The sequence below is a fragment of the Defluviimonas salinarum genome (genome assembly GCF_026013545.1).
Lineage (GTDB): Bacteria > Pseudomonadota > Alphaproteobacteria > Rhodobacterales > Rhodobacteraceae > Albidovulum > Albidovulum salinarum.
On sequence record NZ_JAPDOG010000006.1, the window covers coordinates 169,057 to 184,326 of the forward strand.

The 15,270-nt window shown below is 68.0% G+C and carries 16 protein-coding genes; 3 read left to right on the forward strand and 13 right to left on the reverse strand.

Translation table 11 applies throughout. From position 1 onward, the window contains the following. Positions 1 to 38: 38 nt before the first annotated feature. A complete protein-coding gene (locus OM960_RS09005) occupies positions 39 to 1,406 on the reverse strand; it encodes a trimethylamine monooxygenase (RefSeq protein WP_263334140.1) in 1,368 nt (455 codons plus the stop codon). Between the two features lie 163 nt (positions 1,407 to 1,569). Between OM960_RS09005 and OM960_RS09010 the strand changes: the two genes are divergently transcribed. Further along, on the forward strand, positions 1,570 to 2,865 hold the full coding sequence (locus OM960_RS09010) for an ABC transporter substrate-binding protein (protein WP_264771740.1): 1,296 nt from the start codon (positions 1,570 to 1,572) through the stop codon (positions 2,863 to 2,865). A 2-nt stretch (positions 2,866 to 2,867) separates the two neighbouring features. Here OM960_RS09010 and OM960_RS09015 read toward each other — a convergent pair whose 3' ends face one another. From OM960_RS09015 to OM960_RS09055, 9 genes are all read right to left on the reverse strand, one after another. Further along, positions 2,868 to 3,578 (reverse strand): FadR/GntR family transcriptional regulator, encoded by a 711-nt coding sequence (locus OM960_RS09015; protein WP_264771764.1) that lies wholly within the window; start codon positions 3,576 to 3,578, stop codon positions 2,868 to 2,870. 102 nt (positions 3,579 to 3,680) lie between these two features. Continuing rightward, the gene (locus OM960_RS09020) at positions 3,681 to 4,079 is read right to left on the reverse strand and encodes a CBS domain-containing protein (protein WP_264771741.1); all 399 of its coding nucleotides are present in this window, start codon (positions 4,077 to 4,079) and stop codon (positions 3,681 to 3,683) included. Further along, positions 4,072 to 4,242 (reverse strand): hypothetical protein, encoded by a 171-nt coding sequence (locus tag OM960_RS09025; RefSeq protein ID WP_264771742.1) that lies wholly within the window; start codon positions 4,240 to 4,242, stop codon positions 4,072 to 4,074. Before OM960_RS09025 ends, OM960_RS09020 begins: the two co-directional genes overlap by 8 nt. A 37-nt stretch (positions 4,243 to 4,279) precedes the next feature. Beyond that, entirely contained in the window at positions 4,280 to 5,500 is a 1,221-nt protein-coding gene (gene nqrF, locus OM960_RS09030; protein WP_264771743.1) for an NADH:ubiquinone reductase (Na(+)-transporting) subunit F, read from the reverse strand. After that, positions 5,497 to 6,099, reverse strand: a complete 603-nt coding sequence (gene nqrE / locus OM960_RS09035; protein WP_264771744.1) for an NADH:ubiquinone reductase (Na(+)-transporting) subunit E — start codon at positions 6,097 to 6,099, stop codon at positions 5,497 to 5,499. The genes nqrF and nqrE overlap by 4 nt, the downstream gene beginning before the upstream one ends. Next, positions 6,096 to 6,749 (reverse strand): NADH:ubiquinone reductase (Na(+)-transporting) subunit D, encoded by a 654-nt coding sequence (locus OM960_RS09040; RefSeq protein ID WP_264771745.1) that lies wholly within the window; start codon positions 6,747 to 6,749, stop codon positions 6,096 to 6,098. Before OM960_RS09040 ends, nqrE begins: the two co-directional genes overlap by 4 nt. Before the next feature lies 1 nt (position 6,750). Beyond that, positions 6,751 to 7,551, reverse strand: coding sequence for an NADH:ubiquinone reductase (Na(+)-transporting) subunit C (gene nqrC / locus OM960_RS09045; protein WP_264771746.1), 801 nt, complete (start codon positions 7,549 to 7,551; stop codon positions 6,751 to 6,753). Beyond that, a complete protein-coding gene (locus OM960_RS09050) occupies positions 7,544 to 8,320 on the reverse strand; it encodes an RnfABCDGE type electron transport complex subunit D (RefSeq protein WP_264771747.1) in 777 nt (258 codons plus the stop codon). The genes nqrC and OM960_RS09050 overlap by 8 nt, the downstream gene beginning before the upstream one ends. Next, positions 8,317 to 9,561: a hypothetical protein gene (locus OM960_RS09055; RefSeq protein WP_264771748.1), complete on the reverse strand. Its 1,245-nt coding sequence runs from the start codon at positions 9,559 to 9,561 to the stop codon at positions 8,317 to 8,319. The genes OM960_RS09050 and OM960_RS09055 overlap by 4 nt, the downstream gene beginning before the upstream one ends. Before the next feature lie 131 nt (positions 9,562 to 9,692). Here OM960_RS09055 and OM960_RS09060 point away from each other — a divergent pair, with 131 nt between their 5' ends. Next, complete coding sequence (locus tag OM960_RS09060; protein ID WP_264771749.1) at positions 9,693 to 10,781, forward strand: polyheme membrane-associated cytochrome C; 1,089 nt, start codon at positions 9,693 to 9,695, stop codon at positions 10,779 to 10,781. A gap of 18 nt (positions 10,782 to 10,799) precedes the next feature. On the opposite strand, the gene OM960_RS09065 is transcribed toward OM960_RS09060, so the two are convergent. Beyond that, complete coding sequence (locus tag OM960_RS09065; RefSeq protein WP_264771750.1) at positions 10,800 to 11,501, reverse strand: helix-turn-helix domain-containing protein; 702 nt, start codon at positions 11,499 to 11,501, stop codon at positions 10,800 to 10,802. 183 nt (positions 11,502 to 11,684) lie between these two features. On the opposite strand from OM960_RS09065, the gene OM960_RS09070 reads away from it, so the two are divergent. Next, positions 11,685 to 12,431 (forward strand): response regulator, encoded by a 747-nt coding sequence (locus OM960_RS09070; protein ID WP_263334164.1) that lies wholly within the window; start codon positions 11,685 to 11,687, stop codon positions 12,429 to 12,431. On the opposite strand, the gene OM960_RS09075 is transcribed toward OM960_RS09070, so the two are convergent. Together OM960_RS09075 and OM960_RS09080 are read right to left on the reverse strand one after the other, a co-directional pair. Continuing rightward, positions 12,402 to 13,958 (reverse strand): PAS domain S-box protein, encoded by a 1,557-nt coding sequence (locus OM960_RS09075; RefSeq protein WP_263334166.1) that lies wholly within the window; start codon positions 13,956 to 13,958, stop codon positions 12,402 to 12,404. The two genes, OM960_RS09070 and OM960_RS09075, sit on opposite strands and share 30 nt — an antisense overlap. A gap of 72 nt (positions 13,959 to 14,030) precedes the next feature. Beyond that, complete coding sequence (locus OM960_RS09080; RefSeq protein ID WP_263334168.1) at positions 14,031 to 15,203, reverse strand: site-2 protease family protein; 1,173 nt, start codon at positions 15,201 to 15,203, stop codon at positions 14,031 to 14,033. Positions 15,204 to 15,270 lie beyond the last annotated feature (67 nt).

Genomic DNA, 15,270 nt, shown 5'->3' on the forward strand with positions numbered 1-15,270 from the left:
CCGCGCAGGTTCGGGCTCCCGGGAAGAAGGAGGCGAACCTATTCCGCCGCCGCCCGGGCGGTCCCGGTCTGCAGGTAGGATTCGAGCGAGTCGTCGAGCGCATCCTTCCACGGCGTGTGGTGCAGGGGCGCCATCGTGCCGGTGATGACCGAGCGATAGGCGTTGTTGCGGAAGCCCATGATGTCCTTCTTCTTGTGGTCCTTCCACTCGAAGAAGGCCTCGCAGGCGCCGTCGACGTCGAAGCTCGGGTAGTCGGTCTCGGAGATCAGCTCCTTGACGTAGTCGCCCTGATAATGGATCGCGTCATGCGCATCCTTGCCGGCATCCTCGCCCGCCACGCGGTCGACGACGTCCTTCATCAGCACCGCCTTGTCGGACGGAATCGCGATCCGGCCCATGATCGCGTCGCGCACCCACCAGGCCTGCGCGTCGAACATGTTGAAGGTGAACCACTGGTCCTGCATCCCGACGTAGAACATCGCCGGATTGTGGACATAGACGACGCCCTTGTAGAGATCGTTCGTCGCCAGCCGGTTCGCGGTCTTCAGCCGCAGGTCGTCCGGCAGAAAGTTGAAATAGTGCTTGTAGCCGGTGCAGAGGATGATCGCGTCGACGACCTTCGTGGTGCCGTCGGCGAAATAGGCGGTGTTGCCGTCGACCTTCTCGAGCGCCGGCCGCTCTTCCCAGTTGTCCGGCCATTTGAAGCCCATCGGAGCGCTGCGATAGCAGGAGGTCACGGACTTGCAGCCGTATTTCCAGCACTGCGAGCCGATATCCTCGGCCGAGTAGGAGGCGCCGACGACGAGGATGTCCTTGCCGCGGAACTCGCGGGCGTCGCGGAAGTCATGGGCATGAAGGACGCGGCCGTTGAACGTGTCGAATCCCTCGTAGAAGGGGACGTTCGGCGTCGAGAAATGGCCCGAGGCGCAGATCACATGGTCGAAGTCCTCGCTGTAGGTGCGGTCCGTGTCGTGGTCATGCACGGTGACGGTGAACTTCTTGGTCTTGTCGTCGAAGCTGACCCAGCGGACCGGGCTGTTGAACCGAATCCACTTGCGCACGTCGGCCTTCTTCACGCGGCCCTCGATATAGTCGAAGAGCACCGCCCGCGGCGGGTAGGAGGCGATCTGCTTGCCGAAATGCTCCTCGAACGAATAGTCGGCGAATTCGAGGCCTTCCTTCGGACCGTTCGACCAGAGGTAGCGGTACATCGAGCAATGCACCGGCTCGCCGTTCTCGTCGAGGCCGGTGCGCCAGGTGTAGTTCCACAGGCCGCCCCAGTTCGACTGCTTCTCGAAACAGACCAGTTCCGGGATCTCCGCGCCCTTCTGGGCGGCGGACTGGAAGGCCCGCAACTGGGCCAAGCCGGACGGGCCTGCACCGATGATGGCTACGCGTTTCCTCATTTCGATCTCCTGGTGGTATGAACCAATTTCGCGATCTGGTTCCTTTGGTTTGGACCAGACTGGCGAATTGGTTGTCCGCCTGTCAATAAAAAGTTTTGCCTACAGGTAATATTCCGTCGCGAAAGGGCTGCACAACGTACGAAAAGGACGTAATATCGGCGACATGAGCTCAGGAAGTTTCGCGCAAAGACTGGCCATAAAGGGGGCGCTCCCCCGGCTGACCACCGGGACTGCGGACACGATCAACATCGGATTCGTCGCCCCGCTGACTGGTCCAGTCCAATCCTGGGGCCTGCCCGGTCTCAACGGCTGCCAGATCTGGGCCGACCGAATCGGCCGCAAGGGCGGGCTCCAGCTGGGCGGCCGGCGCCACAACATCCGCATCCTGCCCTACGACTGCCGCTATGACCCGAAGCTCGCGCGGGAAGGCGTCCGCAAGCTGGTGCAGGAACATGACGTCAAGCTCATCCTCTCTCTCGGCGGCGACACGCTGTCGGCGGTGATGGACTACCTCACCGACCGCAAGATCCTCACCGCGACGCTCCTGCCAAGCGACCTGTCACCGGACACGCCCTACCTGATCGCGCCGAGCGAACTCCATCCGATTTACAACGTCACCGGGGTCGACTGGCTGTCGCGGAGCCGCCCCGAGATCCGCCGCGTCGCGCTCTGCAGCCAGACCGACGCGCTGGGCCTGCCCTCGCTCGCGACCTACCGGGCAGCCTTCGACGCCGCCGGAATCGAGGTGGTCAAGGAGATCCGCTACGACCCGGACGCCGCCGACGCGGGCGCGATCGTCGCGGCCATGCTGGCCGACCATCCCGACATGCTCTGCTGGTGCACGAGCTACACGCCGATGGTCCATGCCCTGACCGAGGCCGCCCATGCCGCGGGCTTCACCGGCCAGCTTCTCTCCTGCACGCTCGACGCCTATCCCCGGCTGGTCGCGCGCACCTCGCGCACCTTCATGGAGGGCTTCGTCTTCCAGTTCCCCGATTTCGACGACCCCGCGCTCGCCGAAAAGGCCTTCTTCTTCAACCGCCCGAAGGATTTCTACGACGAATACCAGCGCCGCTTCCCCGACAGCTGGAGCGCGGTTTCCTGGGAATATGCCGCGATCCTCGACATCTGGCACACGGCGGCAGAACGCGCGGGCAGCGTGACCTCGATCTCGGTCCTCGCCGCGATGAAGCAGTCCGGCGCGGTGATGCATGCCTTCGGGCCGGCCGCCTGGTGGGGGGCGGAGATCTTCGGCATCGACAACGCGCTCGTCGGCGACTGGCCGGTGGTGCGGCTCACCGACGGCAAGGCGCGGATCGTCGAGTTCGGCTCGATCCCCGACTGGCTCGCAGAGCACGGGCCCCGCCTCAAGGCCCAGATGATCGAACTCGGCCAGATGTGGGACCAGCGCCAGGCCCGCGCCGGCAGCAAGACCGCGCTTGCGCGCCGCAGCCTCTAGGCTCACATCTCCTGCAGGAGCAGCTTCTGCTCCTCGATCAGGTGCAGCTTGATGAACTCGACCGCCGCCTCGATATCGCGCGAGGCGATCGCGTTGAAGAGCGTGTTGTAGCGTTGCTGGTACTCGCCGATCCGCTTCGGCGTCAGATGCCGCCGGAGGAGCGCGGCGCGGAAATTCTGCCGGCAGGAGTCGATGGCAAGCTCGTAGCAGGCCGCGAGAAGCGGGTTGCCGGTGCCATGCGCGATCTGGCGGTAAAGCTCCTCCTCCTGGCGCACGAAGGCGGCAACGTCGGTCCGCACCTGCTCCATCTGCGACAGGGTCTCGCCCAGCGCCTCGATCTGGCGCGGCGTCATGTTGATGATCGCGAGCCGCACCATCTCGGGTTCGAGTATGCCGCGCACGACGAGGTGGTTCAGCGGGCTCGTGTTCGAGGCGAGCGCCGAGGGCGCAGTGTTCGTCTGCGCCTCGGCGTTGTAGGTCACGAAGCTGCCGCTGCCGGCGCGGCGGCGGATCACCTTGCGGGTCTCCAGCACGTCGAGCGCCTCGCGCACGGTATTGCGCGCGACGCCGAGCTCGGCCGCGAGCGTCCGCTCCGAGGGCAGGCGCTCGTCGATCGCGTATTCCTCGGCCTCGATGCGGCCGAAGATCGTGTCGATCACGGATTGCACGGTGGCGCCGATGGTGCTCTCGGCGGCCTCGGCGGGTTTGGACATGGCCAGACGGTTGTTCACGGCGGGATCCCGGTTCGGTCGCCCGGAGTTAACCAGATCGCGGAAGTCGCCACAACTGCGCCCGTCAGCCCAGCCCTGCGCCGCTCACCCCCATTGCTCGACAAGCGCGCGCAGGACGTCGGCGCGGCTGACCTGCCCGACCAGCCGCCCCTCCGACAGGACCGGAAAGCGCCGGTAGACGCTGCCAAGAAAGGCCTCCGCCGCCGCGACGATATCCATGTTCGCGTCGAGCGTCTCGACGTCGCGGTTCATGTAGTCGCGCACGCAGTCGCCCCACTCCTGATAGTAGGACGCATTCAGCGCCGCCCGCAGACAGTCCTTCTTCGACAGAACCCCGACAAGCTGGCCCGCCGCATCGACCACGGGCGCCCCCGAGATGCGCCGGTCGAGCAGTATCCTCAGCGCATGGTTGATCTCCATGTCCGGGGTCAGCGTGATCAGCTCACGCGCCATGCAGTCGGCGACCTTGGGGCGGTCAGTCATCGCGGCCCCCTTCCCCGCCCCCGCATCCGGCGCAGGCTGCACCCTTGAGGCAGGCGACACCGCCGCAGGATCCCTTGAGCGGGCGGCGCCCGGCGAGGATCCCGACCGCGAGGCCGGCCTGGACGAGAAGCAGGATCGCGAGGGTCAGAAGGAAGGTCGCCATGTCATCTCTCCGTAAGGGTCAGGGGCGGTTCCATCGCTCAGGCTCCGAAATCGTCGTTGAAGATGGCACTGTCCTCCACGCCCGCATCGGCGAGCATCGCGAGCACCGCCTTGATCATCAGCGGCGGGCCGCAAAGGTAGTATTCGCAGTCCTCCGGCGCGGGGTGATCCTTCAGCAGCCGCTCCTCGACGACATTGTGGACAAAGCCGGTGGCGCCCTGCCAGCCATCCTCCGGGCGCGGGTCGGACAGCGCGACCGTCCAGCGGAAATTGGCGTGCCTTTCGGCCAGCGCGTCGAACTCCTCGGCGTAGAACAGTTCGCCCCGGTTCCGCGCGCCGTACCAGAAGCTCATCCGCCGCTGCGTCCCCAACCGTTCCAGCTGGTCGAGGATGATCGCGCGCAAGGGCGCCATGCCGACCCCGCCGCCGATGAAGACCATCTCGCGATCGCTCTCCTGAGCGCGGAAGCTGCCGAAGGGACCGGCGATCTCGATCCGGTCGCCCGGCTTCACCGAGAAGAGGTAGGAGGACACCTTTCCCGGCGGCGCCTCCGGCTCATGCGGCGGCGGCAGCGCGAGGCGGATGTTGAAGACGACGCGCCCCGCCTCGCTGTCCTCAAGCCGGTTGGAGATCGAATAGGCCCGCATCTCGCTCTGCCGGCTCTCGGAGACGAGCGGACGGACCGCCCGCCAGGTCCGCTCGTGCTCCGCCGGCACGTCGAGCGCGTCGAACTGTAGCCGGTAGGGCGGCGCGGTGATCTGGAAGAAGCTCCCCGCAGGCAGCGCCGGCCGGGCGTCCTTGGGCAGCGCGATCACGAGTTCCCGGATGAACGGCGCGAGGAAGCGGGCGGAGTGCACCGTGCAGTCGAGGCTTTCGGCGCCGATCAGGCTCTCCGGCAGCTCCACCGCGACATCGCCGCGCAAGGTCACCTGGCAGGCCAGCCGCATCCCCTGCGCCAGCTCCGCCCGGCTCAGCCGCGCGGTCTCGGTCGGCAGCACCGTCCCGCCGCCCCCGGTCACCGTCACCCGGCAAAGCCCGCAGGTCCCGGCCCCGGCACAGGCCGAGGGCACGAGGATCCCGGCCTGCCCAAGCGCCGAGAGCAGCTTGTCGCCGGTCATGGCGGCGACGTTCTCGCGCCCATTGACGGTGATCGAGACCGGCTTCGCGGGCAGGAGCACCCGCCGCGCGGCCGTGACGACCGCCGTGAGGACAAGGACGATCGCGGTCAGGAGCATGCTGCCAAGGACGATCTCGGTCATGGCCCGCCCGCCCCCGCCAGCGCCGAGACCCCCAGGGACATGAGCCCGGTCACGAGAAAGGCGCTGCCAAGCCCCTGCAGCCCCGCCGGCATGTCGCTGTAGCGCAGCCGCTCGCGGATCGCGGCGAAGGTCACGATCGCAAGCGCCCAGCCGACGCCGCTGCCGAAGCCGTAGACGACCGCCTCCGCGAAATCGTACCTGCGCTCGACCATGAAAAGACTGCCGCCGAGGATCGCGCAGTTCACCGTGATCAGCGGCAGGAAGATCCCGAGCGCGCGGTACAGCAGCGGCGCGAAGCGGTCGAGCGTCATTTCAAGCACCTGCACCGAGGCCGCGATCACGCCGATGAAGGTCACGAGCTTCAGGAACCCCAGATCGACCTCCGGCAGCCCCACCCAGCCCCAGGCGCCTTCGGACAGAAGCTGCGTCTGGATCAGGTTGTTCAGGGGCACCGTGATCGTCTGCACCACGATGACCGCAAGCCCCAGCCCCGCCGCCGTCTCCACCCGCTTCGACACCGCAAGGAAGGTGCAGATGCCGAGAAAGAACGACAGCGCGAGGTTCTCCTCGAAGATCGCCCTGAAGAGGAGTTCGGTCATCGCTCCTCCTCCGCCGCCTCGAGCCGGTAGTCCGGCGCCTCGGCCTGCGACCGGCGCAGGGCCCGGATCGCCCAGACCAGGAGCCCGAGGATGAAGAACGCCGCCGGCGCCCGCTGCATCAGTGCGAGCGGCTCGAACCAGCCGCCCTCCGCCACGGTCGCCACGACCGGCCGGCCAAGGAGCGTGCCCGCGCCGAGAAGCTCGCGCAAAGTGCCGACGACGATCAGGACGAGGCTGTAGCCCAGACCGTTGCCGAAGGCGTCGGCGAGCGTCGGCAGGACCGGGTTCTTCATCGCGAAGCTCTCGGCCCGGCCAAGGACGAGACAGTTGGTGACGATCAGCCCGACGAAGACCGAGAGCCGCCGGCTCATCTCGAACGCGTAGGCGCGCAGGAGCCCGTCGATCACGATGACGAGCGAGGCAATGATCGTGATCTGGACGATCAGCCGCACCGAATGCGGAATATGCCGGCGGATCAGGCTGATGAAGAGGCCCGAGAGGCACAGCACCACCGTCAGCGCCGCCGCCATCGTCAGCGCCGTGGCCAGAGTCGTCGTGACCGCGAGCGCCGAACAGATCCCGAGGATCTGCAACGTCACCGGGTTCTCGTCGATCAGCGGTCGGGTCAGGCGGTCGAGGAACGTGGCCATGTCACGAGCCCTCCCGCTTCAGCCGCTCGAGGAACGGCCCGAACCCGTGCGCACCGAGCCAGAAGGCCAGCATGTTGCCGACCCCGGCCCCGGTCCGGGTCGCGCCCGAGATCCCGTCGACCTCGTAGGGCTCTTTCGCCGGGGTCTGCACCACCCGGATCAGGATGCGCCCCGCCTCTTCCGCGATCCTCCGGCCGGTCCAGAGCGCCTGCCAGTCCGGCTCCTCGATCCGAGCGCCGAGACCGGGTGTCTCACCCTGCTCGACTATCGTCAGCGCGGCGATGGTGACGAGATCGGGCTCAAGCGCCAGGTAGGCGCGGATCAGCGACTGGTACCCCACGCCCGAGACCGGCAGCACGACAAGCGCGAGCCGCCCGTCGCGTTCGAGAAGATGGACCGGCGCAACGGTGGCGATCCGTTTCAGCCCGGCCGGATCGGCCTCAGGCGGAAGCGCGATGCTGGTCGCGGGATCCTTCGCGGCGGCGACGGGATCAAAGCCCGCCGGATCGGTGGCGGTCTCGTAGTCGCCGGTCTCCAGCACCACGAGCCGCGTCTCGAGCGCATCGACACCGGCCTCCTCCATCAGCTCGCGCATCGCCGGAAGGGCCGCGACCATCGCCGCGAGCCGCGCCTGCCGCTCGCGCTCGACATGCGCGTCCTGCACCGGCTTCAGGAGGACCGAGGCCGAGGAGACGACCAGCGCGCAGACGAGCGCGACGAGGAAGGTCACGCCGAAAGCCTTGCGCGGATCGGTGTTCGGCAGGCCGAGGAAGCGCCGCCAGAGACCCATGCGCTCAGACATGCCGCCGCCTCCCGTCCCGGCGCCTGGCCAGGGCGCGGATCACCAGATGGTCGACCAGCGGGGCCGCGAGGCTCGCGAGCAAAGCGGCGAAGACGAGCGCGTTGACCGGCCCCATGTCGGCCAGAAGGACCACCAGCCCCCCGGCGATGAGCCCGTGAATCCAGCGCCCGGCCTGCGTCGCCGCCGCCGCGACCGGATCGGCGAGCAGGAAGACCGCGCCGAAACAAAGCGACACCGCTAGCGACGGGGCGGGCAAAGCGCCCGAGGCGAGAAGCGTGGCGAGGCAAAGTCCGAGCGCGAAGCCCGCGAGCAGCCGCCAGAAGACGAGCCCCGCCGCGAAAAGCAGCACCAGGCCGGGGACCGCTGCCGCCGCGACGGCGGGCTCGGCGCCGGCAAGCCCGGTTCCCGGAAAGGAGAAGGCGAGAAAGGCCAGCGCCGCGACCGCCGGGCTGAGGAACCCGAAGCCGCGTCCGCCGAAGACCTGTTCGCCTAAGACGACGCCGAAGCTCGCGGCCAGCGCCACCTGCCAGAGCGTCACGTCCGGTGGCACCGCCACCGCGAGGATCAGCCCGGTCGTGACGCTGTGCCAGGCAACGGGCGCGGCGCGGGCGCGGGCAAAGACGAGATCCCAGATCAGAGCGGTCAGGAGCGCGACCGCCAGCACCGCCGTCGCTCCAGCCCCCCGTGCGAACACCGCCACCGCGACCGGCGGCAGAAGGGCCGCCGCCTGCAGAAGCGTGACGCCCCCCGGAAAAGCGGCGCGGATCATGCCGCGCCCTCCATCCGGTCGAGAACCCGGCGCAGAAGCCGGCCGTAGTCGCTGCCGCTCGTGCAGAGATGAGTCAGCCGCGCGACATCCTCCTCGACAAGTCCGCGCGCCCCGAGCCGCTCCGCCGCCTCCACGTCGCCAATCGCGAGCGCGCGCATCAGCGGCACCGGAGGGATCGCGACCGGCAGTGCGGTGTCGAGCGCGGCCCGGGGCAGGATCGGCTTGGGGCGCGGCTTGCCCCCGGCCGCGAGATGTTTCGCGAGCCGGTCGAAGAGCGATACCCGCCGCACCGGCACCAACGCCGCCTGCGTGTCATAGCGGCCGAGAAACCGTGCCTCGCGGCCCCCGATCCGGGCGCCGGAGACCAGACGGAAGGCCGCACCCGCATCGCCCGGCAGGTCCGCAAGGTCGCTCAACTCCGCCCCGAGCAGGGTCGGGAACAGGGCGGCCTCCCCGCGCCCGTCGTGAAACGCGATGACGCGCTGGCCGTGATAACGGCCGGTCCGCGCCAGCTCCCCCATCGCGACCACGTCCTGCCAGCCGACGGTCCAGACGCTGCCCCCCGGGGCCGGAGCGCCGAGCCGGGCGATGTGATGCGAACTGAGCCCCGCCGCCGCCGGATCGGGGAAATACACGGTGCAGATGCGCTCGCGGCCGGGCGTCGCGAAGGCCGCGCCCCGGCGCTGGCAGACGAAGACCGCCCCCCCGGTCAGCTCGGCCACCATGTCGAGTCCGCGGTCGAAGCCCGGCCCCGCTTCGGCAAGGACCGCCTGCGGATCGGGCGCCCCGTCCCGATCGGGCATCGCGTTGACGAAGATCGCCTCCGGCACCTCGTCGGGTGCCGGGATGCGCCCGTAGGGCCGCCTGCGGAACGCCGGCCAGAGGCCGCCCGCAAGCAGCGCCGCACGGGCACCCCCAACCCGCACTTCCTTAGTCGGAGGATCCCGCTCCGGCGCCGCATCGAGACGCACCACCAGCACCGACAACCTCCGCCCCGCGCCCAGCGCCACGGTTTCGACGATGCCGGACGCCGGTGCCACGAAGGCGACCTCGGGGTGATGGCGGTCGGTAAACAGCGCCTGCCCGGCCCTGACGCGGTCTCCCTCCGCGACCAGGAGAACGGGCCGCAGCCCCGGATAATCCGCGCCGACAAGCGCGACACGGTCCGGCCGCCGCAAGGCTCCGACCGGCCCCGCAGCAGGACGGATGCGCCGCTCCCGGATTGCGTTCAGTCCAATCATGTGCGGTCCAGATGGTTTCAGGCACGACCCTCCGACGCATGGCGCCCCTGCGCCTTGATCCGTGTCAACGAGCGCCCGCCGCCGATCCGGCAACATGGGGCGATCGGCCCGAGCACCGGAGGTTTCCCGACATGATCCCGTGGCACCTGACGCTGGCATTCACGCTTGTCTTCCTGTCCGGCCTCGGCGCGACCGCGCCGCTTGCCCAGGAAACGAACCCCGTCCTCCCCGATGTGGTCGAATCCTGGCTCGCCTCTCCCCATGCCGATCTAAGCTCGGAATCGTTCCGCCACTGGAACGAGGACGGCGCCGTGCCGCCGGGATGCGCCAACTGCCACACCAGCTCCGGGTTCCGCGATTTCCTCGGCGCCGACGGCAGCGAGGCCGGCGTCGTCGACCACCCCGCGCTGACTGGATCCACCGTCGACTGCGCCGCCTGCCACAACCAGACGGCAACGGCGCTCGACCAGGTGACCTTCCCCTCCGGCGCGATCACCGAGGGGCTCGGCACGTCCGCCGTCTGCTGGGTCTGCCACCAGGGCCGGCAATCCTCGGTGAGCGTGGAAAGCGCGATCGCCGGGCTCGACGAGGACGCCGTCTCGCCCGATCTCGGCTTCATCAACGTGCATTACCGCGCCGCAGCCGCGAGCCTGATGGGCGCCGCGGCGCATGGCGGCTACGAGTACCCCGGCAAGACCTACGCCAGCCGCTTCACCCATGTGCCTGGCTTCGACAACTGCACCGGCTGCCACGATCCCCACACCCTTGCCGTCAGCGCCGAGGGCTGCGTCGCCTGCCACAAGACCGCCGAGATCGCCGACATCCGCACCCATACCGGCGATTACGACGCCGACGGCGACGCCGCTGAAGGCGCCGCGCACGAAATCGCGGGGCTGCACGACGCGCTCGGCCGGGCGATCGGCACCTATGCTGCCGAGGTCGCCGGCGCGCCCGTGGTCTACGCGCCCGACAGCTACCCTTATTTCTTCGCGGACCTGAACGCCAACGGGCAGCCTGACGGCGACGAGGTCGGCTATCCGAACCGCTACCAGAGCTGGACGCCGCGCCTTCTGAAGGCGGCCTACAACTACCAGTTCGTTGCCAAGGATCCCGGCATCCACGCCCACAACCCGGCCTATGCCGCGCAGATCCTGATCGACAGCCTCGAAAGCCTCGGCGCGAAGGTCGAAACCGCGATCAAGCCCGCGACGCGGCCGTGACGGTAGCCCTTGTTCCGGTCAGGCGCAGGCGCACAGCTCGGCATCGCCCTCGGCGAGGCACCGCAGGCAGTATTCATCCCGCACGACCATCGTGTTGGCATCGTCGAGCGCGATCACGTTTTGCGCCCGCAGTTGCGTGATCGACCGGCTCACGGTTTCGGGCGTGAGCCCAAGATAGTCGGCGATATCGGCGCGGTTCATTGGCAGCCGGATCAGCTGGAGCTCACCGACCGGCTCGCCGATCCGGTCGAGCAGGAGCACGAGAAACGCCGCGACCTTCTCGCTCGCAAGCCGCCGGCCGAAGATCAGGAAATGATCCTGCAGCATCCGGATCTCGTTGAGCGCAGCCTCCATCAGCCGCGCGCGCAGTTGCGGGTCCATGCCGGACGGCTCCGAGATGTCGCAGCGGCGCGGCAGCACTTCGACCGGCGTGATCGCGTCGCATTCGGTCGTGTGACGCCCCTCGCAGGGCAACCCGATCACGTCGCCCGGAAAGCCGAATGCGATGACCTGCCGCCGACCGTCCTTCTGCGTGCGCGTCAGGCGCAGGACGCCCGACTGGACCTTGTAGACGAAAGCCGCCCGATCCGATTCGAAGAAGAGATGCTGCCCGGGCGTCAGCCTGCGCGTCACCCCTTCGGCGCCCGCGCTCCGAGCCGGGCGGCGGCGCTGAACTGACGTCTTTTCCGTGCCGAGATCTGCCGGTGAAATTGCGTACATGGTCCCTCCCCCACGAAGGTGTGCGGACTGAGGGTGACACGCGACTGTCGCAGGAGTTCATGCGCAAATGTATCAAATTGTACCCGCGCGGGACGGCCGGCATTTGCCAATTGATCCGCGACCAGAAAGCACTATCTTTCCGAAAGGGACCAGAAATCAGGAATATTTACCCAAGGATAGGGGATGGTCGAGACGAACATACTCGTGGTCGAGGATGATGCCGGTGTGCGCAAACTTCTGCGCAGCTGTCTCGAATCCGAAGGCTACACTGTTCAGGAAGCCACCAGTGCAGCCGAGGTTCGCGCGGCCATGTCCCGCATCCGGGTGCATCTCATCACGCTCGATCTGAACCTCGACCGGGAAAGCGGCCTCGACATCGCGCAGGAGGTGCGCAAGGCCTCCGACGTTCCGATCATCATGGTGACGGCCAAGGACGATCTCATCGACCGCGTCGTCGGGCTCGAGATCGGGGCGGACGACTATGTGTCCAAGCCGTTCCACGTCCGGGAGCTTCTGGCGCGGGTGCACAGCGTGCTCAGGCGCAGCGGCGAGCGACCGGCAGAACCCGCCAAGGCCGCAGCCAACGCAAGCCGGGAGCTTTGCTTCGCGGGCTTCCGGGCGGTTCCCGACAAGCTCGAACTGACCGGTCCCGACGGGCAGATCGTCGATCTGACCGCTGGCGATTACCGGCTCCTGACCGTGTTCCTCGAAAGCCCGCGCCGGGTGCTGTCGCGCGAGCAGATCATGGACATCCTGAACGGCCCCGGCTGGTCGCCCTACGACCGGACCATCGACAACCAGGTCGCGCGGCTGCGCAAGAAGATCGAGGCCGAGCCCGGCGCCCCGAAACTGATCAAGACCGTGCGCGGCGTGGGCTACATCTTCACGCCCGAGGTCACACTAACCGCCGGGGACGCCCGCCCGGCCTGACAGCAGCACCCGCAGGCGGGTCGCCAGCTCCGCCTGGTGGTAGGGCTTCTTCAGGACCGGAAACGGCGGCGCCAGCTCCTTCTGCGGTTGGATGAGATCGCCGGAGAACCCCGAAGTCAGCAGGATCGCGACGTGCGGCCAGTCCGCGCGGACCCGCAGCGCCAGCTCGGTCCCGTTCATCGCTCCCGGCATCACGATATCGGTGAACAGCGCGTCGATCGCCGGGTCTCCGGCGAGGATCGCCAGCGCCTCCTCGGCGTCCGCCGCCGCGACCGCGCGATAGCCCATCGCCCGGAGCCGCGCGACCGAGAGCCGGCGGATGTTCTCGTTGTCCTCGACGACGAGCACGGTCTCGCCCGCGCCCGGCTCGACCACCGGCTTCGGCCGGGGCGCGGGTTCGGCCTCGGGCCGCACCGGATCCCGGTCCGCAGGGAAGTAGAGGCTGACCGTCGTGCCAAGCCCGGCCTCGCTGTAGATCGTCGCCCGCCCGCCCGACTGGTTGGCAAAGCCGTAGACCATCGCCAGCCCCAGCCCCGTGCCGGTCGTCTCCCCCTTGGTGGAGAAGTAGGGCTCGAACGCCCGCCTGAGCACTTCGGGCGGCATGCCCGTGCCATTGTCGGTGACCGAAATGCGCACGAACTCCCCCGGCTTGAGACCAACCTCATGCGCGAGGTACTCGTCGTCAATGGCGACCCTGCTCGTCCGGATCACGATGTCGCCGCCGTCGGGCATCGCGTCGTTCGCGTTGATCACCAGATTGACGAGCGCGGCCTGCAGTTCGGCCGGATCCGCCTGAACCGCCCACAGGTCGGCGGCGAGGGCGCAATCCAGCCGGACGTTCGGACCGAGCGTGCGGCGCAGGATCGCCATCGTCGCGCGCACGGCCTCGTTCACGTCCAGCCGCACCGGCTTGAGATGGCCGCGGCGCCCGAGCGCGCGCAGCCTCTGGATCAGCGAGGATCCGAGCTCGGCGGCGGCGAGCGCATCGCGGATCATTTCCCTGCCGCGCGTGCCCTCCAGCTGGCCCTCCAGCAGTTCGAGATTGCCGACGATCACCGTCAGGAGGTTGTTGAAGTCATGGGCGACGCCGCCCGTGAGCAAGCCCAGCGCCTCCATCCGTTGCGCCATGACGAGTGCGGCCTCGGCAGCCTTGCGCCGCGAGATGTCGTGCAGGAGCGCCACGAACAGCACCCTGCCGTCGATCGTGCTCTGACCGACCGAAAGGTGCAGCGGAAAGATGCTGCCGTCCCGGCGCAGCCCCTCCACTTCGCGCCCCGTGCCGATGATCCGCGCCTCGCCGGTCCTGAGATAGCGCTCGATCGCGGTGACATGGCGGAACGCATCGGGGTCCGGGACCAGCATGTCGATGTTCTCGCCGACCATCTCGCCGCTGGAATAGCCAAAGAGACGGCAGGCCGCGGGATTGACCCGGACCATGCGGCCATCGGTATCCGCGACAACGATCGCATCGACCGCCGCGTCCAGCAGCGAGTCGAGCAGATATGAGCTGCGGTCGCTTTCAGCCATGTGATACCGGACAATTCCCCTCGGCGCAGTCTCGCGCGGGGGCGGCGGAGCGTCAACGCCTCCGTGCGGGCATCAGCGCCCGAAAGGATTCGGCTCGGCAGACCTCCCGCCACCGCGTCCGGTGCCGAGGTCCTGCAGCACGGCCAGGTAGGCCAGAAGATCGGCGAGCGTGATGACGCCGAGAAAGCGTCCCCGCTCGGCCACGAGGAACTTGCGCCGTCCGGTCGCCGCGACGCGCTTCATCAGCGCCTCGGCCGACAGGTCGGGCGCCACCGTGTTCACGTCACTGGCGGCGATGAAGATATCCGCCACCTGCGTGTCGCCCCAGTTGTCGCGGTCGATCCCGTGCAGGAGCGCCGTATCGACATAACCCAGGAGGTGATCGCCCTCGACCACCGGAACGAAGCTCACCGCGTGGCGCAGCATGATCTTGTCGACCACCGTCGCCAGCGTGTCCTCGGGCGCAGCCGCATGCACCTTATCCGTCATCAGCCCGCGCACGCTCTTGCCCGAAAGCGAGGTCTTGACCAGCAATTGCTGATAGGTGCCCCGTGCGGCGGAAAGAAGAAAGAGCCCGATCAGAACCTGCCAGATGCCGCCGACCGTCGCGCCCGAGAAGAGCGAGACGAAACCGAAGCCGATCAGGGCGTAGGCGAAGAGCGACGAGATCACGGAAGCGTTGCGCGTCGCGCCGATCAGGTCGCCCCGCATCCGCCAAAGGATCGAGCGCAGGATCCTGCCGCCGTCGAGCGGGAAGGCCGGGATCAGGTTGAACAGCGCCAGCACGAAGTTGATCAGGGCGATGTATTCGAACACCGCCTGCAGCGGGGCCGAGACCTCCGCCCCCTCCAGTGCCCGATACGCAAGCCATGCGATCGCAGCGAGTGCCAGGCTCATGATCGGCCCCGCGATGGCGATCCAGAATTCCGAACGCGGGCTTTCCGGCTCCTCGTCCAGTTCCGCGACCCCGCCGAAAACGAATAGTGTTATTCCCCCGACGCCGAGGCCGAAATGCCGCGCCACGAGCGAATGCGCAAGTTCGTGCAGGATCAGTCCGGCGAACAGCGCAAGCATCGAGATGATCGCGAGCGCAAGGTAATCCCCCTGGGCGAGCCCCGGCAGGGCCTGCGGGAAATAGCCCGAAGACAAGGTCCATACGATCAGGGCGGCGATCAGGAGCCAGCTCGGATCGACCTTGATCTGGAAGCCGAAGATGTCGACCAGCTTGACCGCCCTTGCGAACATCGGGCATCTCTTTCAATTGCGTGTGACCCGACACTATCTAGTTATCCGACCCGCGAATTGACGCCGA